Source organism: Dyadobacter diqingensis (genome assembly GCF_024220585.1).
GTDB classification, from domain to species: domain Bacteria; phylum Bacteroidota; class Bacteroidia; order Cytophagales; family Spirosomataceae; genus Dyadobacter; species Dyadobacter diqingensis.
The window spans coordinates 248,425-268,391 of record NZ_JAMXKF010000006.1 but is presented as its reverse complement, the minus strand read 5'-3'; the positions used below and the strand labels follow the sequence as shown (position 1 = coordinate 268,391).

At 44.9% G+C, this 19,967-nt stretch carries 13 protein-coding genes; 4 read left to right on the top strand and 9 right to left on the bottom strand.

Annotated features, from left to right (window positions below; translation table 11 throughout):
* Positions 1 to 47: 47 nt before the first annotated feature.
* The 7 genes from M1L62_RS18245 to M1L62_RS18215 form a co-directional block, all read right to left on the bottom strand.
* Entirely contained in the window at positions 48 to 5,036 is a 4,989-nt protein-coding gene (locus M1L62_RS18245; protein WP_254561053.1) for a N,N-dimethylformamidase beta subunit family domain-containing protein, read from the bottom strand.
* Between the two features lie 1,823 nt (positions 5,037 to 6,859).
* Positions 6,860 to 7,813 (bottom strand): DUF4249 domain-containing protein, encoded by a 954-nt coding sequence (locus tag M1L62_RS18240; protein ID WP_254561052.1) that lies wholly within the window; start codon positions 7,811 to 7,813, stop codon positions 6,860 to 6,862.
* Positions 7,814 to 7,840: 27 nt separating this feature from the next.
* Positions 7,841 to 10,240: a TonB-dependent receptor gene (locus M1L62_RS18235; protein WP_254561051.1), complete on the bottom strand. Its 2,400-nt coding sequence runs from the start codon at positions 10,238 to 10,240 to the stop codon at positions 7,841 to 7,843.
* Between the two features lie 223 nt (positions 10,241 to 10,463).
* The gene (locus M1L62_RS18230; protein WP_254561050.1) at positions 10,464 to 11,189 is read right to left on the bottom strand and encodes a LytR/AlgR family response regulator transcription factor; all 726 of its coding nucleotides are present in this window, start codon (positions 11,187 to 11,189) and stop codon (positions 10,464 to 10,466) included.
* Positions 11,190 to 11,263: 74 nt separating this feature from the next.
* Positions 11,264 to 11,770 carry a hypothetical protein gene (locus M1L62_RS18225; protein ID WP_254561049.1) on the bottom strand — a complete coding sequence of 169 codons (507 nt, stop codon included), beginning with the start codon at positions 11,768 to 11,770 and terminating at the stop codon, positions 11,264 to 11,266.
* A 21-nt stretch (positions 11,771 to 11,791) separates the two neighbouring features.
* Positions 11,792 to 12,298, bottom strand: coding sequence for a hypothetical protein (locus tag M1L62_RS18220; RefSeq protein ID WP_254561048.1), 507 nt, complete (start codon positions 12,296 to 12,298; stop codon positions 11,792 to 11,794).
* Between the two features lie 37 nt (positions 12,299 to 12,335).
* The gene (locus tag M1L62_RS18215; protein ID WP_254561047.1) at positions 12,336 to 13,397 is read right to left on the bottom strand and encodes a sensor histidine kinase; all 1,062 of its coding nucleotides are present in this window, start codon (positions 13,395 to 13,397) and stop codon (positions 12,336 to 12,338) included.
* A gap of 233 nt (positions 13,398 to 13,630) precedes the next feature.
* Here M1L62_RS18215 and M1L62_RS18210 point away from each other — a divergent pair, with 233 nt between their 5' ends.
* Positions 13,631 to 14,260: a dioxygenase family protein gene (locus M1L62_RS18210; protein ID WP_254561046.1), complete on the top strand. Its 630-nt coding sequence runs from the start codon at positions 13,631 to 13,633 to the stop codon at positions 14,258 to 14,260.
* A 32-nt stretch (positions 14,261 to 14,292) separates the two neighbouring features.
* Here M1L62_RS18210 and M1L62_RS18205 read toward each other — a convergent pair whose 3' ends face one another.
* Positions 14,293 to 15,030 carry a LytR/AlgR family response regulator transcription factor gene (locus M1L62_RS18205; RefSeq protein WP_254561125.1) on the bottom strand — a complete coding sequence of 246 codons (738 nt, stop codon included), beginning with the start codon at positions 15,028 to 15,030 and terminating at the stop codon, positions 14,293 to 14,295.
* Between the two features lie 14 nt (positions 15,031 to 15,044).
* On the bottom strand, positions 15,045 to 16,103 hold the full coding sequence (locus tag M1L62_RS18200; protein WP_254561045.1) for a sensor histidine kinase: 1,059 nt from the start codon (positions 16,101 to 16,103) through the stop codon (positions 15,045 to 15,047).
* 321 nt (positions 16,104 to 16,424) lie between these two features.
* On the opposite strand from M1L62_RS18200, the gene M1L62_RS18195 reads away from it, so the two are divergent.
* The 3 genes from M1L62_RS18195 to M1L62_RS18185 all read left to right on the top strand — a co-directional run bounded on the left by M1L62_RS18195 (position 16,425) and on the right by M1L62_RS18185 (position 19,947).
* Entirely contained in the window at positions 16,425 to 17,039 is a 615-nt protein-coding gene (locus M1L62_RS18195) for an RNA polymerase sigma factor (protein WP_254561044.1), read from the top strand.
* Positions 17,040 to 17,194: 155 nt separating this feature from the next.
* Positions 17,195 to 19,615, top strand: coding sequence for a TonB-dependent receptor (locus M1L62_RS18190; protein ID WP_254561043.1), 2,421 nt, complete (start codon positions 17,195 to 17,197; stop codon positions 19,613 to 19,615).
* An 80-nt stretch (positions 19,616 to 19,695) separates the two neighbouring features.
* Entirely contained in the window at positions 19,696 to 19,947 is a 252-nt protein-coding gene (locus M1L62_RS18185; RefSeq protein ID WP_254561042.1) for a hypothetical protein, read from the top strand.
* The last annotated feature ends 20 nt before the right edge of the window (positions 19,948 to 19,967 follow it).

The following is a 19,967-nucleotide window of genomic DNA, read 5'->3' as shown; positions in this document are numbered from 1 at the left end:
TCAATTGCTGTTCCCGGACCGAAAGTATTTCCGACTGGTTCTGTATTCTACCGGGCACCATTTACCACGATTTTTCCATCCGTAATGGTACTTGTACCGCCGGCATTCCACGGAAAACTCTGCCATTCCGTCGTAGGCGGCAGGGTAGTGAATTCCTCTTTTTTTGGTTTTAAAGTAACCCCTTCTGTACCTGCGATCGTGTTGTTTCCGAAAGTCCCCAGGTTAAACTGTGTGCTGCTAAGGTCTTCAAAGCAGGCAGGTACGGGTGTTGCGAAATTACCTGGCGCCGCCGGTTCGGCCGGCGCTGTGGCGCTGTTTAAAGCAACATCAGTAGCGGTTACTCTGAAATGGTATGTAGTGCCCGAAGTAAGTCCGTTCAGTGTAATGTTATGCATTGTAACCAGACTGACGCTCGCCTCATTCATCGTGAGCTGATTGGGCAAAGTTCCATAGTCTACTTTGGATGTAGCTGCTTCGTTGGTTGTCCAGCTAATGGTTGCGCTTCCGGCAATGGATTGTGTAACAGTGATGTTTGAAATTTGCGGAGGCACATTATCAGCGTTGTACATGGCGATGTAACTTCCGGTGCCGGCAGGGAAAAAGGCATAATTCATACCTTTGATCATTTCATTGGTAAATGGCAATGGATTACCATTAAAAGTAATACCGCTTAGTTCGCCGCCGTCGGATTCCACGGGGAGCATAGCACGTAAATTGGCTGATCCGGAAGCTGTGTTAATATCAAAATGAAGCACATTGCCATTCCAGGTCATATTCGCAAAAGAGGAATTATTTCGCCCGTCCAGCCATTGAAGCATTTGTCGTGCTGAAATAACAGGGATGTTTCGGTTTTTTGCCGCCGTCACAATCGCGTCTGATCCGTTGCTGCTATTGCTTCCGTTTACGTCTGTATGCATATTGGCTGTGAATACACCATAATACCCCTTGCTGCTCAGCGCGTTGTCGAGTAAAGTGGCAATGTGGGTTGCATAATTGATACCGGATTCGTCGGTCAATTGTGTCGCCCCCTGATACACATCAATCAGCGTTCCGTCCAGATCCGCGAAACGCATAGGCATGCCTGAGCCGGTAAACATGCCGGGTCTGTCGTTAACCCAGGTTTGCGGCCAGTAATAATAATTGACATCAAAGCGGATTCCATTGGCGAGTTCAATTTTTGGCTTGGTCGCCCAGTCGCTCCATGCAATACAGTGGGTGCGGTTGGTGCTTGGTGTGGCCAAATTAGGAAGCTGCGTCGACAATGAAGCCATCTGATCCGTGAAAAACTGCTGTAAACTGGCTGCGTCATAACCCGCACAATTGGTGTTCAGATGCAAAGCAATTTCAAACCCTTTGTCCTGATAATCCGTAACTTGTGCCACGCTAATCGGTGTGCCCGGAAAAATGTAAGAAGTGCTTCGGATGGCAGTCCAGTTATCGACGGCCGCCTGATCGTTTGTTATACTTTTGGCAAGATAATCATCAAATCTCCCGATGGTTCCGCCTGCTGCATGGTCATCACCGGTCATGACAACCGCGGCCTTTAAGCCTCGCGGAAGATACCAGAAACGTGGCAGTGGTTTTTTATGCATATTACTTTGCAAAATGATATTGGCCAGCAGGCGTTGCTGCTCGTCCGCTTGCGGAATGGCCACCTTGTTGAAATCAATCCAGTCAGGAAAAAACATATCATCCGAACGGATAGGGCCATCCTGCCCGTCTCTTTTTTGCCCGGCCCATAACGGGTTTCCCTGACGCGTGTAAACAATGGATCTGGCCAGGTCGTAAGCAAACGCGATCGCTTTTCCTCCGTTTCCACCCGGCTCGTTTAAAGTTACGGCCGGATTTATTGTTGCCGTATTGGCATCGCTATGTAAATAGGCCAGACTGACAGCCCCATTAAGCGTGTAAAGATTTGCGGCTCCATGAAACTGAATTGTCTCATCAACAATGCCGACTCCCGGTCCGTTGGCGGTATTGACCCTGATATACTTATCGCTTAGCGTACCTGCTACGGAAGTAATTCCCAATAATGTTGCCAGCTGGTTATCGGGTTTGAGAGCAATTAATGTACCGCCTGCATTTACAAAAGCGGTGAATGAGGCGACATGATCAGGGGAAAGCGGGATTTCGCCAAGGACGATCACATCATAGTTATTAAGCAGTGAAGGCGTGGCGGTAATTTCGGCAATATCCTTTGCTGCAAATGAATTGAAACCTTCGGCTCTTAAAATCTCAACCGGATACCGGCTGAACGGATTTGCGGAGGAGCTGATCACCAAAATCGGACCGCCGGGTCCTTCATTAGGCGAAGGCAAAATCACAGGTGCAGTTTTCGTGGTAAATACCGAGGTAAATGTGGTGGCCAGTGCATTGCCAGCTGCGTCTTTGACCCGTGGATCTGCGGCGCCTCCTGCCACTTCAATGGTGTAGGCAGTGGCATAACTTAACGGAACATCTGGGGTGAGGATAGCTGTGAGTGTTGCCGACGCATAACTGACCGAAGCTGCAACGGGAACGCCGGCTTGCAATAACCGGATTGTATTGCCTGAAACAGTGCCTGCATCCAAAGCCTCGTTGAAGGTAACATTGATTCCGGCATGGATATTAATATTGTTGCCATTGTTGCCCGGCGCAGTTGAGACCACCAAAGGCGGGGTTGCGTCGGTCTGGTTTTCAGTATTAAAAACAACGTCAACATAATAGTTGCTCGACTGGTAGTTGTCCGTCGGAAAAGCGGGACTGGCTGTGTACTTATAAATGCCATTGGGTGCCGGATCTGAATCAGCTAAACCGCGCAGGTGTCCGTTTATTTTCTCGGTATCAAAAAATGGGTTTACGGCAGAATATCTGCCTGTTGCGCTGTGATAGGATATAATATAAGGTGTAGTGGCAGTAATGGCAACCGGAGACGAGAACAGTGCTTCCTGCCAGCCTGATGCGGTTTCATTTGAGAAAATAACCTGGGCCAGTAAGATTCCGGCAGCACTGTATAGCTGACCCGTGTGCGTACCGGTGTTTTCAGGATGTTTGAAAAAACGTACGCCGGTCACAAACCCGTTGACATCGGCCGTAAATCTCATCCCAAGTTGAATCGGCTGTCCGTCATTATACACTGACGGGCCAGGGGAGTCGGCTGGCTGAAATACGGTACATGGGCAAGGCTGCGGTGTGGCAACGGTAACGGTTCCGCTGATCGTTGTGATGGTGCTGATATTCCCTGAATCATCAAAAACTCTCAGCATAACCGTAGCAGCGCCTTGTGCCGTCGGCGTCCAGTTAAAATTCCATGTGGTAGTACCCGTTGCGAGGTGCCAGGTGACGCCTCCGTTTGTCGAAATTTCTATGCCGGCCACCGTGTTATCGTCTGAGGCGGTACCGTTAATATTGAAATCCGTGCCCGCCGGAATTGAGAATCCCGCCACCGGTGTGGCCACAGTCAGAATCGGTGCAGTATCATCCGTGGAACTTGTAGCCGGCGTCAGGCCAGCCTGGATGGAACCTGGCTGCGCACCCATATCTGCAAACAAATTAACCGTTGCCTGTTGCATGGCGGGGCTTACTGGGTCATTGCCCCGGTCATGCTGGTCATCAAGTCCCCATGACCACTGAACGGTTCCCGCACCAAAAACCAGTGATTTTTTGGTGCCATTCACATGTTTGTACAGACTGAGATAATGTGTGTTGCCGTGTAAAACAGTTTTGGAAAGGATAATTCTCCCGGCAGGATATGAGGATCGGTATGCTTCCTGTTCGGGATTCCACTCATATCCCAATGAATTATTTGCTAAAATGGCAACAGCTCCGTTGGCCAGACCGGCAACACTCGTATTGCGCCAGAAACGCAGATTTTTATAGGTGCTGGGTACTTCCATCGTACCTGTTGAACCGTCCCAGCTTATTTGTCCGGTTAAAGCATTTTCCGGATTGCAGCCGTCGCTGGTCGGGAATTCACAGCCGCTCCTCCATAAACCCGTCCATTCTGTTGTCGTGTTGTCGCATTTTCCATTGCATTGATTTTCGCCCAGAGAGCCTTCTTTATAACAGACCAGCGTCCGGTGCGATTTTGCGGTTTGAACCTGACTGTTTTCCCAGCGGGTTTTCCAGTACATTTCGTTGCCGCTAAAAAAAGCAAGGTGCGTCCCGGCATTGCGTGCATTGGTGACATGATCGCGCATACCCTTCGACCAGTACTCGTCATGCCCGACGGACATAAACACCTTGTGATTTTGGATGAGGTTACCCATCCGGTCTGAATCTACGTTTGTTGTGTAGGTCACGTCATAACCGTTCTTTTCCAGAAATCGTATCATCGGATATTCTGAATTAAAAAGCCAGTCCTCGGAAGGTCCGCCGCCACCGCCACCTGCGCGGGTGTAAAATGGCCGGTTGTAACTTACTTTTGAAGCTTTTCCTCCCGCGCCGGTGTACAAACTTTTTCCATTGCTGCCGGTGTCGCCATACACATTGTAGGCTTGCCATGTCGCGTCGGAGGTTTGAAAAAGCAGATCTGAGGTACTCGAATCGTCTCTCACAATAAAGACGATATGGCTTGACTTAGACAAATCATCGGTTCTGGTCAGTTTGGCGAGATAGACACCCGAAACTGCGTCGAGCGGAATTGCCCAGTTGGCTGATTCTGCCCAGGTTCCGCAATCGAGCAAACCGGTGGCGGGATCACTGAAACAAGCCGGCTGAATCTGAGGCAAAGGTTCGATGAACGTAGCATTACTGATAAACCTGGCACCGTTTCCCTGATAATAACCAAGCCGGTAAATTTTAACCGTATAGGAAGGTGCAGTCGTTTTTATCTTAAAACTGGCCACATCACCCACGTTGTAACTGATATCTGTCGCAAAGCCCTGAATTGATAAGTCGCCGGAACCTTCTATGTCCCATTCGCTCGGGAGATTTCCTGTCAGGAGATTTTCCGTCACAATATCATTAACCTGGGCTGTTGCTCCGATACTGAGGCCTATGCAGACCCAAAGCGAAACAAACAATAACCTCATGTGGAGACATACAAACTTTTTCATATCTAATAAGTTGAAAGTGAGTAAAGTGAACCGGGTTTGTAGAGAGGATAAAAGCAGATTGTGGTTTGCAGCATGCTGCATTAACTTAAAATCGGCGGACGCCGACAGAAAAAACTGGGCACAAAAAGCCCCGGACCTTGCAGAAGACGAGATCGTAACCAGGGGTTTCATATACCCAAAAGGCAATATTTTCCATGGCTGCAATTTTGTTTGCAGGCTAAACGAAGTACAGTACGCGGGTTACTTTGGCGGCCCGGTCAATAAAGCTGTTTGCTCAGGGATAATGATTGTTGCCGCGTTTTAATACAGGAGCAAAAAGCGGATTGGTGGCGTAACATACGCTTTGAAAATGGAATGCAGTTCGGACATCACATGATGTCGGAGTTGAATGAAGTAAACAATGTTTCATTTTTCTTTGAGAGCTGAGTTAAAGAATAAATTTTACAAGGTAAACTACTGACATTCATCTTTGCGGTGAGAAGAAAATATAAATTAATCGTTTTACGGCTGCTGCGGTATTTTGTATCTGATTGTAAACTGAGTACTAATATATACAAAACATTTAATTTTTTATGGAAATATTTAAATAAATTATTTAACGATAACTATTTGATATACAATAAGTTTTGTCTTCCAATTACTTCGTTTTTAAAGTTGTGATAATGTCGTTTGATTTGCTGACTATTGTCAATATACGTTTTGTTATGTGTAGGGGCGCTTTGGGTCGAATATTGAAATAATAGTACAAAAGATAGAATTACTTGTATAAGTGAAATTGTTCGTAATTGAGTGTAGAATTAATTTATTTATGTACGACGCTGTAAAGTGGCTTTTGGTGTGAGGGAATTTTTATCGGAATGGTCTGGTCTCGCTTTGTCAATTCTCGATTTTTTTCTCGCCGGGTGGGGTGTCGCTGGTGTGGACATCGTGTATTGCTGCATCAATATTCCCTACGCTTTCAAACCAAGATGTAGTGAAGGTTCTCCGCGATTTATTGAAAAATACTCCGTGTTATATCAGGGAAAATAATTTTAAAAAAATATCCGGGACTTTGATCTAAAGGGCTTCCTGTGTCGTAAGTCAGTTTATCGGAAGTTTTGTGTTTTACATAACTATCTGATAAATAGTGTTTAATGGAATATAGTAAGCAGTTTTTTGGAGTTTGAAATAACCTTTTATGGATTGTGTTGCCGGATATGAAATGGCTGAACTTCTATAAAAGCAAAAAGCTGACCATAAAGATCAGCCTTTTGCAAATACCGTTAATATTTCAATTACCAGCCTAATGAAACAGTGATATTAGGAAGGATTGTGTCAAGAAACACCAAAAGTTGAGTCAGCGAAAGAGTTAGAGATACCATAGCGTAATTTAAGTTTGTGTTTAGTGCTTACTCGTTTTTAGTGGTTTTCAGCTGCCCCACACCTTGCAAGATGTAGTAAAATAACTACGAATAAATTTATCATGCAAGAATTAATTCTATTATTTTTTTAAATTATATCTACAAGTAAAATACAGTTAGTTCTACAAAATAGCTTAATGCTCTATTTTGATCGATTAAGTAGATTTTAGGCGGTTTTCAGACCCTTGACGGCATCTTCATCAGAGTTATTTAACGGTAAATTTTTTTTGAAAATCCTGTGAAAATTGTCGTTTCGTCAAAGGAGCTGCAAGGTCTATAATGTCTGAAATTCGTCCGAAGGGGCAGATTTAGACATGATTATGTAAAGTACTAGTTACTATTTAAATGGAAAAACAGAATCGCCGGGCGGATCATTCCGGCCGGCGATTCTGTTTTTGAAAAATTGAAGAGTGATCTGATTCGTTAAGGTTTGATGCTCAAACTTCCGACGTTGTACGAGCCGAAACATCCGAGTCCGCCTTCTATGTTGGTAAATACCAGCGTAGGTTCGACAAAAGGGTTATCATTGTCCCTTGCGTCTTTCTGTGAACGGTAAAATTTGTAGTAGTTTTCATCCAGATTCAGAATCTCTACATATACTTCCGAAAACCAGGGATCCGAATTTGCAATCTGTTTCTCGCCATTATCATCGATGTATTCAAAGGTGTAATGACTGGCAAGTCGTACATAAAACAACGGTGCGTCGAAGCGGATACCATCCAGATTAATGTCATTGACCATATAATTATCAAGGTCGGTCTCGATCACTCGTTTAAAAGTGCCGCGGACCGGCTGGGAATTATTCGGGTTTTTGGGGTTATAACCCGGATATGTTGCACCGGTGATCGAGTATCCACGCATGGTGTAATAATTCCTTTCCCCTTTGATATCGTCCCAGGAAATTTTAACCCGTGCACGGAAGTTTTGGGTGGAGTAGACCTCCGGTACGGAATCGATCTCATAACTTTTAATGGTTACAGCCTGTAAAGGAACAGTGCAGCTTCCTTTCACACTGCGTTTTCCGTCGCTCACACGCAGTGTATAAGTTTTTCCAGCTTCAATTTTGAACTGACTTTTAGGAATGACGTAAGACAGCGTAGAGTCGACATAGGGGATTATTACCTCGCCGTTTTCGCCGGATATACTTACCGTCGCATTTTTAACGAACGTAGGTTTGTAATCAGCCGGACCGAACAAGGGCTGCGACTCCGTAACCAGAACCTTGATTTCTTCGGATTGCGGTGAAATGTAGGATTCTACCACCAGCTTTGCTTCGATCCGTGGTAATTTGTCCGGGCCGAGATCGTTCACCATGCTTTCGCAGCTCCCTAACAAAACGGGAATGATGAGAAGGAAGAGATATTTATATATTTTCATCGGAATTAAGATTGAATTTTGCAGCTATCAAAACTTGAAATTGTAACTGAACGATGGAAGTACCGGAAACAGTGAATATCGCGTAAGCACATTGATGCTCGTTCCCGGGTTTTTCTTGTCTTCCTTTGTATTGATTTCGTAAAAAAACGGGTTTTTCCGGTTATAGGCATTGTAGAGGCCAAACTCCCAGGTCCTTTCGTGACGTTTTTTCTTTTTGTGAAACTGAATCGCGAAATCCATCCGGTGGTAAGCCTCCGAGCGGAAAGAATTTTTCTTGTCGTATTCCGTTGTCTGACCTCCCCAATAGGATGACGGCGGACCGAATAACTCCGGTAAAAATCTGTTTCGGAACGCGGTGTACTTGGATACGGGCAGGGTAATCGCATTGCCGGTTCCGTATACCCAGGTGGCCGATAAGGTGATACGCTTGCTCAGTTCGTAAATGCCGACGACCGAGAGATCATTCCGGCGGTCATATCTTGGGAAAAATGTTTCACCAAAATTCAGCTCGGGGAATTTCCATTTTGTCCAGGACAAGGTGTAACCAATCCATCCGGAGAATCTCCCGGTTTTTTTCTGAACCATAAATTCAGCACCATAGGACCAGCCTTTGCCCGAAGTAACGTTATCTTCCCAATTGATCTCATTCGCATTTTCACCGTCCAGCTTGATAAAAGAAGAGCCCTCTTTGTAGCTGATGATGTTGTTCATTTTTTTGTAATAACCTTCCAGTGTTATGGCCAGTCCTGGTTTTTCAAGATCTTTTGCCAGACCAATGGCCACCTGGCTCGACTGCTGCGGTGCGATACGGTTGGTGGTTGGTACCCAGAGATCGGTAGGCAAGCCCAGGCCCGTGTTGCTGAGCAGGTGCACATATTGGTTCATTTTTGCATAAGATGCTTTGGCGGAAAAATCCTTCGCCAGTTTCAGTGCCGCCGAAAACCTGGGTTCCGGGCGTAAGTATGTTTTATCCGGCGTCTGGAAAGAACTTAATCTGAATCCAACATTCATTTTTAATGCCTGAAAAGGCTGCCAGGTATCTTCCGCGTAAATTCCACCCTCAAAATTATTGATCGGTTTTGCCTGTAAATCAATATCGTTGTTGGTAAAATCACCAGCCAGAGCAAGTGCAGACGGGACAAAGCGATGGCTGGTAGCCTGCACGCCAAATTTCATGGCATGTTTGGTATTAGGGTAGAAATCAAAATCAGTTTTCAGACTGAAATCGCGTATCAGACTGTTGTATCTAAGGCTGAATTCATCCGTAACTTTGCCATTGTCGATATCCTTGTCGTTGGAGAAAATACCAAAGTTGAAATGGCTGTAAATGAATGAAGTATTGACAAACAGTTTTTGGTTGATCAGGTGATTCCAGCGTAATGTGGCCGTGGCGTTACCCCAGTTTAACCCGGAGTTGTTTTCACTGCCTTTACTTTTTTCCCGGATCTTAAACCGGTCCTGACCAAAATAGCCACTGAGATATAGCTTGTTTTTGGGGCCGAAATCGTAATTTATCTTCGCATTCAGGTCGTAAAAATAATAGCCGGGTTTCGCCTTGGAGTCAGATCCCACTTGCTGCTGTGCAATCAAAGGAGCAGCAAGAAAGTCGATATATGTACGCCTGGCCGAAACTAAAAATGAAGACTTCTTCTTGGCGAGCGGGCCTTCAAGCGTCAGTCTGGATGAAATAAGGCCAATTCCGCCTTCGCCATGCAATTTTTCTTTACTTCCTTCTTTCATGTTCATCTCAACAACAGACGAAAGCCGGCCTCCATAACGGGCCGGAAAGCCACCTTTTGTGAGCTCTACACTTTTGAGCGCGTCGCCGTTGAAAACAGAAAAGAATCCGAATAAATGGCTTGCGTTATACACAACGGCATCATCCAGGATGATCAGATTTTGGTCCGGGCCACCGCCTCGCACATAAAGTCCGGTTTGCCCTTCCGTACCTTTTTGCACGCCCGGCATAAGCTGAAGAACCCTGATTACGTCCTTTTCTCCAAAAAACGCCGGGATTTTTTTGATCTGCGAAATGGGTACTTCGATTTTGCTCATTTGCGCTGACTCACTTACCTTTTCATCCTGACGCCGGCCAGACACTACCACTTCTTCCAGTTGATTAACAGAGGAAAGTTCGATATTAAGCTGCTTGTCGGAGCGGGCGCTGATTTTCAAATTCTGTCTTTCATAGCCGACAAAAGAATATGAAATAAGCAATGAGTCCGCTGCGGGGACGGTCAGGGAGTAAAAGCCGTAGTTGTTGGTAACCGTGCCGATCGTGGAGTTTTCAATATAAATGTTGACGCCGGGCAGCAACTCCCTACTGCCGGTTTCCCTGACAAATCCGCTGATGGTAATGCGTTCCTGAGCGAAGGATTGATACGAAACAAAAATGAAACAAAGTAATTGACATAGTGTTTTGCGCATAGTAAAAGTTTGTTGGCCAGGGTTTAATCAGTTGCCAGATCGATCTGACAGCCCTATGTAACCACAAAGAGTCTTTGTTGCACAAAATAGTTGTATGACTATGTAACTATTTGTAAAATTATTTTTGATACCAAAAAAATGATAGCTCGGGGAGGTTTCTGAAATTGAATTTTACATGCCGACTTATCGTCCTGTTATCAAACAGGACGTTGTTTTTATCAAATCAGGATAATATTTTTTCCAACTCTTCACGGTAATTTCGCCCGATTGGGAGTTGCTGGCCATTAATCAAAATCCTGTTTCTGTCGATGCGTGAGATTTTGGGAATGGAAACGATGAAGGATTTGTGAATCCGTATGAATATTTTACCGGGAAAGATATCCAGCATGGCCTTGATGGATCCTTTGATGACGATTTTGCCGGAGTATGTGTAAATGATCGCATAATCTTTCAGTCCCTGAATATGGGTTACGTCGTCAAACTGTAATTTGATACGTTGTACGCCACTTTTTACAAAAACAGAACTTTGTATTTCCTCGGGAAGGTTATTTTCAAGATTGGTATTCTGGTCTTTCAAAATCAGGAATTCCCGGCTTTTTTCCACTGCTTGCGCGAACCTGGCGAAGGAGATCGGTTTAAGCAGAAAATCAATTACGCCGAGCTCAAATCCTTCGAATGCATAATCGCGGTAGGCGGTTGTGAAAATGGTTATGGGCGGGTGTGGGAGTACTTTCAAAAATTCGATTCCTGTCATTTCGGGCATTTCAATATCCAGAAAGATGATATCGGTCTCATGGTTTTCGAGGTATTTGAGGGCATCATGGGCATTGCCAAATTGCACGACTGACGTGATGTGATCCAGTTTTTGTAGATGCCCTTCCAGTACTTCTCTGGCCAGCGGCTCGTCGTCGACGATGATACATTTCAACTTGAAGGGTTCTTTGTTCATTGTATTTATTTTTTATCCGTCGGACGGCCGAAAAAAGCCGTCCGACGGAGCGTCGCGATCGAATAGATATCCGACTAATTTACAACCCGATTGAAAGTGTAACTCAAATAACTTCCTCCGACCATCAAATTTTTGCTTCGATCCAAAACGAACAATACATTGTCGTCGCCTTTCAGCAGGAAAAAGGATTGCTGTGGTTTGTCGGGATCAAGCTGAATGACGGTGGCGTCCGGGAAGTCTTTCGTCCCTTTTATGATGATCCATTTTCCTTTGCGTGCGTTTTCACGATACATCGAGCCTTCCCAGGCATAGGTTGTCGGCTGATGGGTTTTCGGGTCCCAATAAAAAGTAAAACCCCATTTCAGTTTTTCACAATCGGAAGGAACATCAAGTCCCATTTTGGCCGCCATCGCCTGACATGGAACGCGGCCATGAAACACGCCCCAGACATCCGGCCCGTCAGCGATGGGAGATCGTGTAGTTGTTTTGGAAGGGGCATTTCGTGCAACAGGATTTTGTCCGGAGACATCTCCCGCGGATACGTAAAACGTGATCAAAAGCGCAAAAAATATCTTTTTCATATCCATGTTTTTAAGATGAATTCAATCATTGTTCATTTTATTCAGCGTATAACTCCACCCCGCGTTTCCGATCATCAAATGACCTTCCTGATCCGTTAAATGCAGAAGACTGTTATTGAATTTTAGAAAAGTTAAGGGCGTTTTAATTTTATGGTCCCTTAGCTGAATCACGGCCTTTCCCGGCAGGTTTATGCAGTTGTTCAGTACGCGCCAGTTTCCGGTCATTTCGGAGGTGTTGCCTCCATTCAGAAAACCTTCTGTACCTGGTTTAGATACACCGTAGGTATAGGTCAGGTTAAATCTTTGTTGCTGATGATTTTCCGGATTTTTAAATAGCAAAAGTTTCCACTTGATAAACTCGCAGTCGGTGTTTAATGGAATAGACATCCACGGTCGCATCACCGGGTCGCAGGGACTTGACCCGACGAATACCTCCGGAGCGGGAGAGGACGCCATGTTTGTAAAACACAGCCCGGCGCAGACGAAAAATACAGATCGCCGCCATTCAGAAAACGAAAGATTTTTCATGGCTAATAAAGGTTTGGGATTTGTTTAAGTAAAATCTTTACAACTCAATTTGAAGATCTGCTGAAAAGGAACTGCCTTTATCTTCAACCGATAACAAATGTTTGTCCGGATATAACAGTTCCAGTCGCTGGCGGAGGTTGTCGAGCCCGATGCCGCCTTTGTTATGCACCGACCGGGCAGCAGGTTTACTATTTTCAATGTTAAACCGGACTGACGATTTGGTGACGATAAGTTTGCCATGCAGCCAGCCATGGGTTGTTTGTCGGCTCACGCCATGTTTCATTGCATTTTCAACGAGCGGGAGCAATAAGAGCGGCGCAATTTCCTGTCCGTTGATATCCCCCGTAACATTTAAAACAATATCCGAATGATCTCCGAAACGTATTTTTTCGAGTTCGATGTAGCTGTTCAGATAACCGATTTCCTTTTGCAGCAGTACCTTTGAGCCATCACTGTCGTAGAGCATATACTCCATCATTTCCGATAATTTCAGCACGACCTCCGGCGCCAGATCCGATTTTTTCAATGTAAGCGCATACAGGTTGTTGAGTACGTTGAAAAGGAAATGCGGGTTAACCTGCGAACGCAGGAAATTGACTTCGGCCTGTAATTTTTCAACCGTTATTTTTTGCAGGATCCGTTGCTGTTCATACCAATCAATACTCAGTTTCAGCGCCAGCATAAGTCCGAGGTACCACAGCGTGCTGAAAAAGTTATACGACAGTGTCTCGATCCAGTTGCTGTTGCGCATCGGGCCGATGACATAACCGTAGAGATAAAAATCGAAAAGGCATTGTACCAGAAGGTAGCCCAAAATGGACAGGAAAACGGCTGTAAAGTACTGATAGTAGCGTTTTTTTAGCAGGTATTTTGGCAAGAAATAGTGAAGGTTCAGGTAAGCCACCAAAATCAGAAGCAGGATGCGAGCTGTGACGCAAATTACAAAATAGGGCATGCTGGCTTTATAGATCAGATACCGTTTTTCATAAATGAAAAAGCCTGTAATAAAGATCCAGTAGGCGGTATGGACCAGCGCATATTTCAGCGAAATGCTGCGTTTCGAAAAGGGCAGGCGAACTGTTTTTTCGTAGGCGTCCATTGTTTTTGTATTTTTAACAGTAAAAATATTATTTTATGTAAATGAAGATAAAAGATTTAAATCCAGGAAATAATATCGACCAACTGCCGAAAAAGTAGAGGAAATCATTTTGACGCGCCTGCTAAACTCCAAAGCGGAAAGGTCATCTATTAAATCGGCTGTTCGTATACTATTTTTTGCAATGGTGATCAAATATGCTTGGTTTGATTCAGGAATTAAACCAAAACAAAACCATGAAAAAGATAACGTTTTTATTGCTCATAATGATCGGGGCAGGTGGTTTTAACCACCCCGGAAAAGTTGGCGGACCCTGCGAGGGCTGCGAAGCGATCTATGAAAATACAACGCCTTTTGAAAAGTTGGATATGTTTGTCCGGCTCCCTGATTTTAACGATAACTTATCCAACCGTTTGGGAATACACGGCACGGTCTATAAGGCGGACGGGAAAACGCCCGCACCGCGTGTGATTATCTATGTTTACCACACCAATCCGGACGGAATTTATCCTAAAAAAGGCGATGAAAAAGGTTGGGGGAAACGACATGGATATTTGCGTGCGTGGATGAAAACGGATGACAAAGGTGCGTACAAGTTTATGACGGTGCGTCCCGGTGCGTATCCCGGGCGTGATGAACCTGCGCATATCCATATGGTTGTGAAAGAACCGGATAAAAATGAATATTACATCGACGAAATTTTATTCGACGACGATCCGCTGGTGACGCCCGACAGACTTAAAAAACTGGAAAACAGGGGCGGTAGCGGCGTTTTACATCTAGTGGATGTGGGCAGGGGGCTGTCCAAAGCCGGGAGAAATATTTATCTTGGAAAGCATATTCCCGATTATCCCGTCGAAAAATAATAACCCATTTTGACGACCTTCTGTTGGCGGCCTCAGCTCCACCGTGAGAGAAGCTCTTTAAAAGCGTCCCTATAAAGATCGCCAACGGAAATATCCAGGTTGCCGATATGTACCGCATTTTTGCTGATGGAGTCAATTTTATTGACGGCCACAATAAAAGAGCGGTGTATGCGCAGAAACTTTCCCTGGGGAAGTTTCTCTTCAATCGCTTTCAGGCTGCTTAGCGACATAACGGGTTTGTTATTTCCCGCAAGATGGATTTTAACGTAATCTTTTAAAGACTCGATATACAAAATGGAATCAAAGTCGATCCGGACCAGTTTGTAATCGGCTTTGACAAACAGATAATTTTCCGTTGTTTCAGCTGGTTCCGATGGGGCACTTGTTTCCTGGATAAGTTCAAAATAATTTTTTGCTTTCAGGGCCGCGCTCAGGAATTCCTCGTAACCAAAAGGTTTTAAGAGGTAACCCATGGCATCAACTTTGTAACCTTCCACGGCAAACTGATTGTAAGCCGTGGTAAAGATAATCTTGGTTTGAGATACCGCAGCACCGTGATTCAGCACACGCGCAAGCTCCATGCCATTCAGGTCGGGCATTTGTATGTCCAGAAAAACCAGATGGATGGTTTCGCTGTGAATAGCCTGCAACGCCTGAACTGCATTTCCAAACCGCCCTGCCAGATGCAGAAAAGGTGTTTGTTCTACAAACGCGCTCACAAGGCCTAACGCAAGCGGCTCATCGTCAACGGTGATACAGTTTAATTTGATCATAGGATTTAGTTTTACAGCAAATGGATGCGCAAGGTAACCAGATACGTGTTCTGCTCTGAATTTTCATTGATCGCCAGCTCATGTTTTCCAGGGTAAAGCAGGTCCAGCCTTCTTTGCGTATTCGTCAGCCCGATCCCGCCGCTTTCCATATTCAATGCATCTTTGTCCCGGAAAATATCGTTGAGGACGCGGAGGGTCAGCACGCCTTCCTGCACTTCCAGATCAATCCGGATGGTTGCCTTTTGCATCACGCTGATCCCGTGTTTAAATGCATTTTCTATAAATGGAAGCAAAAGCATCGGCACCATCGCGTAATCTTTACCGGTTTTTACTTCTTCGAAAAGAATCGTCGTGTTGCTTTGCACGCGAAGTTTCATCAGCTCAATATAATCCTTCACGAACGATATTTCCTGGCTCAGCAGAGCAGTGTCCTGCTGGGTTTCGTATAATAAGTACCGCATCATCCGCGAAAGTTTCAGGATGGCGTCTCTGGAAACGGGTACGTCAGTGTAGGTTAAAGCGTAAATGTTATTTAAAGTATTGAAAAAGAAATGCGGATTGATCTGTGCTTTCAATAGTGCCAGCTCAGACGTAATGTTTTGTTTTTCAACGGATTCTCGTATCTGGGCATCTTTTTGCCATCGGTGTATCACGGCCAGGCTTGTGCTGACACCCAGCACGAGCAGTGAGGTCATGAGCAGCAGTCCATCGATCACGCCCTTATGTTTGGGGCCGGGCCTGCGCATGACAGCGTCCATTTGTTCGCGTACGTGAAGCTGCAAATCTACAAACTTGCTTATCAGCAGCAGCGCAATGACCGAGCCGACAATCCATAAAATAAAGGCCGGTACTTTGTTTTTCAGCAGAAAGCCTGGCACCATATAAAGCATATTGGCATAAAACAGTCCGGCCAGAATGACAAGGTTCAGGGTTTGTTTTGTCCAAAAGGAAAACGGAAGTTTAACGCCCCACGACAGCGGTTGGTAAAACATCAGGACAAAACCGAGCAACGCCCAGGCCAGAATATGGACGGCAACAATTACCCATCTTTTAGATTTTTCCTTTTTCATCTGATTCAATTATGCTGCAAGGATAAAAGAACTTGCGTTAACATCAAAAGACTTTCGACGTACCGGAAATTTATCGGGGTACAGACCAAAACTTTGACGGTCAACAGCCGTATTCTGGTGACATGATTTTAATCGGAGGATAAAGCCGTTTTATAGAGAAATTTTGACCCTTCATCCAGACTTTCTGCCTTTGTATCTGTCCGGTTTTCTTTTGTAATCGGTTATTCCTCACTTTGTTTCGAGTAATAACCCATAAGCGGGCATCCGGGAAAAGACTTTGCGGGCCTGGTTAAATAAAGAAAATACCTAAAGACTGTTACCATGATTTTGCCATTCGGAAATAAAGCAGCATTTGATGAAAACGACTTTGATGCCGTCGTGAAGGCGTGTATTGCTGGTAACAACCAGGCGCAGCGTTATTTGTACAAGAAGTTTTTCGGATATGCAAAAAGCATTTGTCTCCGTTATACCACTTCAAAAGAGGAATCAGAAGAAGTGCTCAATGAAGGTTTTCTGAAGGTATTCAGGAATCTGGAAGGGTATGACAATACCTACCCGTTCAAAGTCTGGCTGCGGACGATCATGGTAAATACGGCAATCAGTAATTTTCGTAAAAACAAGAAACACTCCGAAGAGAAAATAGCGCTGGAAGACGCGCCTTATCTGGGTTTTGAGGAAGATATCGTGAGCCATATCACCGCGGAGGAAATCCTGCAACTGATCCAGCATATTAAACCGGTTTACAAAAATGTATTTCTGTTGTACGTGGTCGATGGGTACAATCACCGGGAAGTCGGCGAGCTTTTGGGAATCAACGAGGCGACGGTCCGGTCGCATTATGTACGTGCCAGAGCGCTTTTACAGCATTTGATCAAACAAAACTATCCGCATCTTTATCCGGGTTACAGAATCGGCCGGGTGTTGGTAGAGCATTGAACAGATAAAAAGATCAAAAGGCGTTTGCAGAAATACTTCTGTAAACGCCTTTTGCTTTTCACGCTTTTGTAACCATTTCTACGATCTGGTGTTTTGTTATTCTTGTTTAGATTAATTTAAAATAATACTTTTGCGGCGCACTAAACAATCGTATTATGATAAAACATTTAACTTTTTGCGCCGTTCTGTTTTTTCTTTCCACAATCCTGTCGGTCGCTCAAAACGGATCTGTGACCGGTACGGTGAGAACGTCGGACGATGAACCGGCCGAGTTCGTAACCGTGGCCATAAAAGGTACCAGCAAAGGTGCTGTGACCAACAAAAATGGTACTTTTCAGATTAAAGGGATCACACCGGGAAACCATATTGTAATCGCTTCTTTTGTTGGTCTGGAAAACAGTGAGCAGGCCGTGGAGGTGAAACCGGGAGAAAAAGCGGTACGGGATTTTGTGCTGAAAGAGAATGCAGCGCAGTTGCAGGAGGTTATTGTTTCTTCGAAAAAGTCGAACCGTGAAAATGTTATTGTTGCCAAAATTCCGTTGAAAAACCTTGAAAATCCTCAGGTTTACAATACAGTTTCTTCTGAAATTTTAAAGCAGCAGGGAATTACCAATTATGACGACGCCATGCGTAATGTGCCGGGTATCACCAGAACCTGGGAGTCGACGGGCAGGGCAGGGGACGGAGCTTCGTATTTTGCGCTCAGAGGTTTTGATGCGCAGCCTACTTTGTATAACGGCTTGCCTGGGATCACGAGCGGAAATCTGGATCCTGCCAATGTGGAGGAAATTCAGGTGATCAAGGGGCCTTCCGGCACGTTGTTCGGTGGTAGTTATTATAGCTACGGCGGGATCATCAACACGGTCACCAAGAAACCTTATCACAGTTTTGGCGGTGAAGTGGCTTACAATGTCGGGAGTTTCGGGCTGAACAGGATTACGGCCGATATCAATACCCCTTTAAGCAAAAAAGACAAGATTGCGTTGCGTGTCAATACCGCTTACCATACCGAAAACAGTTTTCAGGATGCGGGGTTTAAAAAGTCGTTTTTCATTGCTCCTTCGTTATCCTATGAGGTCAGCGACCGGCTTTCTTTTCACTTTATGACGGAAATCCTGCAAGAAGAAAGAGCTGTCGCGCCGGTATTTTTTCACTCGAACCGTGTGGACCCGCTTCCGTTCAAGACGATCAAAGAACTGAATTTGAATAACAACCTGTCATTCACGAGCAATGACCTGACGATCAAAAATCCGCGGTTTAACTTGCAAGGGCAGATGGTTTACAAGCTGTCTGATCAATGGAGCTCACAAACCGTTTTTTCAAGAGGAAATGTGAAGTCCAATGGTTTTTATACCTATATCTGGGATGATGTTTCGGGTGATAACTATTTTAGCCAGTATTTTCACAAGGAGCAGCAAACGACCAACACAACCGATATTCAGCAGAATTTTAACGGGGATTTCAAAATCGGAAACATGAGAAACCGTTTGCTGGTTGGCTTCGACTATTTTAACCGTAACGTAATAGACAACGGATCGGGGTGGGCTTCGGCCAGAAATGTAACGCCTCAGGGGGATGTGAATTATGTGGATCCGTACTCGGGCGACACACTTGCGCCGGTTTATTTGACAGAGGCGTCGATCAACAATTTGCTGGCCGGAACCGAACCAGCGAAAAGCAATATCACCAACAGCTCGTACAGTGCCTATGCCTCCAATATTCTCAACCTGACGCCTTCATTAATGGCAATGGTGAGTTTGAGAGCAGATTATTTTGATTCCAAAGGTGAAAAAGATAGCTCGGATGACGACTTTAATCAGTTTGCGCTTTCACCGAAATTTGGTCTGGTTTATCAACCGATTCGCGAAAAGGTTTCTCTTTTTGCAAACTATATGAATGCGTTTATCAATGTAGCTCCGCAGCAGGTGGCGGATGCGGACGGGAGCAATACCCGTGTCAAATCGTTTAAACCGGAACATGCCGATCAATGGGAGTACGGTGTGAAAACCACTTTGTTGTCGGATAAGCTGAATGCCACGGTTTCTGTTTATGATATTAAAGTGACCGACAGGGTTATGCCTGATCCGAATAATCCGAGGAATGTGATTCAGGGTGGCAAGGTTGGAAGCAAAGGTTTTGAGCTGGATTTAAATGCCAATCCGGTACCGGGACTGAATCTGATTGCGGGTTACAGCCACAACGAAACAAAGGTATTGGCTGGCGATCGTGAGGACTTTTACTCGGAACCAGGCAGAAGTCCGGGTGGACAGGGACCCCAGAATCTGGCTAATTTCTGGGCTACTTATAAATTTACACATGGCCGACTGAAAAATTTCGGGATCGGTACCGGTGGAAACTATGCCAGCGAATACAAGGTGATTGACAACAGCAAAACCGGGAATTTTTATCTGCCGAGTTACACACTTATCAATGCCAGCTTGTTTTACAATGCGGATCATTTCAGATTTACTTTGAATGTTAACAACCTGACAAATAAGGAATATTATATCGGATACTGGTCGGTGAACCCACAGAAGCCGAGAAATGTCACAGCGAGTTTTGCGTACAAATTCTAAAACACGAAACGATATTTTAACGATGCTGCTTGGTTTCTGGGTATCTTGCCAAAAATGTTGAAGAATTTGAGTTTAAAAAGATGGAGGAATCGTTTTTTATCGATGTAGCGTACCTGGGAAAGGACTTAGAATTTGAGGGATGGCTGATTGTTTCGGGTTATCTTCATAAAATTGAGATGGATATTGCGGGAACAAAAGTCCTCTTTGAACCTGATGAAGAGCGCAATTATCGCGCACTGGTAAGTCTTGATGACGTGGAGAGGGCACGGTTAGACATCGGGTTATTGCAGGCAATAGCCAGTCGGCTTGAATCACTGCTGAAAGTAAGTTAAGTCACACAGATTGATAGGCT

Excerpts from the sequence above, each read along its gene's own strand:
- M1L62_RS18245 (WP_254561053.1), bottom strand. The coding sequence starts at position 5,036 with ATGAAAAAGTTTGTATGTCTCCACATGAGGTTATTGTTTGTTTCGCTT.
- M1L62_RS18240 (WP_254561052.1), bottom strand. The coding sequence starts at position 7,813 with ATGAAAATATATAAATATCTCTTCCTTCTCATCATTCCCGTTTTGTTA.
- M1L62_RS18235 (WP_254561051.1), bottom strand. The coding sequence starts at position 10,240 with ATGCGCAAAACACTATGTCAATTACTTTGTTTCATTTTTGTTTCGTAT.
- M1L62_RS18230 (WP_254561050.1), bottom strand. The coding sequence starts at position 11,189 with ATGAACAAAGAACCCTTCAAGTTGAAATGTATCATCGTCGACGACGAG.
- M1L62_RS18225 (WP_254561049.1), bottom strand. The coding sequence starts at position 11,770 with ATGAAAAAGATATTTTTTGCGCTTTTGATCACGTTTTACGTATCCGCG.
- M1L62_RS18220 (WP_254561048.1), bottom strand. The coding sequence starts at position 12,298 with ATGAAAAATCTTTCGTTTTCTGAATGGCGGCGATCTGTATTTTTCGTC.
- M1L62_RS18215 (WP_254561047.1), bottom strand. The coding sequence starts at position 13,397 with ATGGACGCCTACGAAAAAACAGTTCGCCTGCCCTTTTCGAAACGCAGC.
- M1L62_RS18210 (WP_254561046.1), top strand. The coding sequence starts at position 13,631 with ATGAAAAAGATAACGTTTTTATTGCTCATAATGATCGGGGCAGGTGGT.
- M1L62_RS18200 (WP_254561045.1), bottom strand. The coding sequence starts at position 16,103 with ATGAAAAAGGAAAAATCTAAAAGATGGGTAATTGTTGCCGTCCATATT.
- M1L62_RS18195 (WP_254561044.1), top strand. The coding sequence starts at position 16,425 with ATGATTTTGCCATTCGGAAATAAAGCAGCATTTGATGAAAACGACTTT.
- M1L62_RS18190 (WP_254561043.1), top strand. The coding sequence starts at position 17,195 with ATGATAAAACATTTAACTTTTTGCGCCGTTCTGTTTTTTCTTTCCACA.
- M1L62_RS18185 (WP_254561042.1), top strand. The coding sequence starts at position 19,696 with ATGGAGGAATCGTTTTTTATCGATGTAGCGTACCTGGGAAAGGACTTA.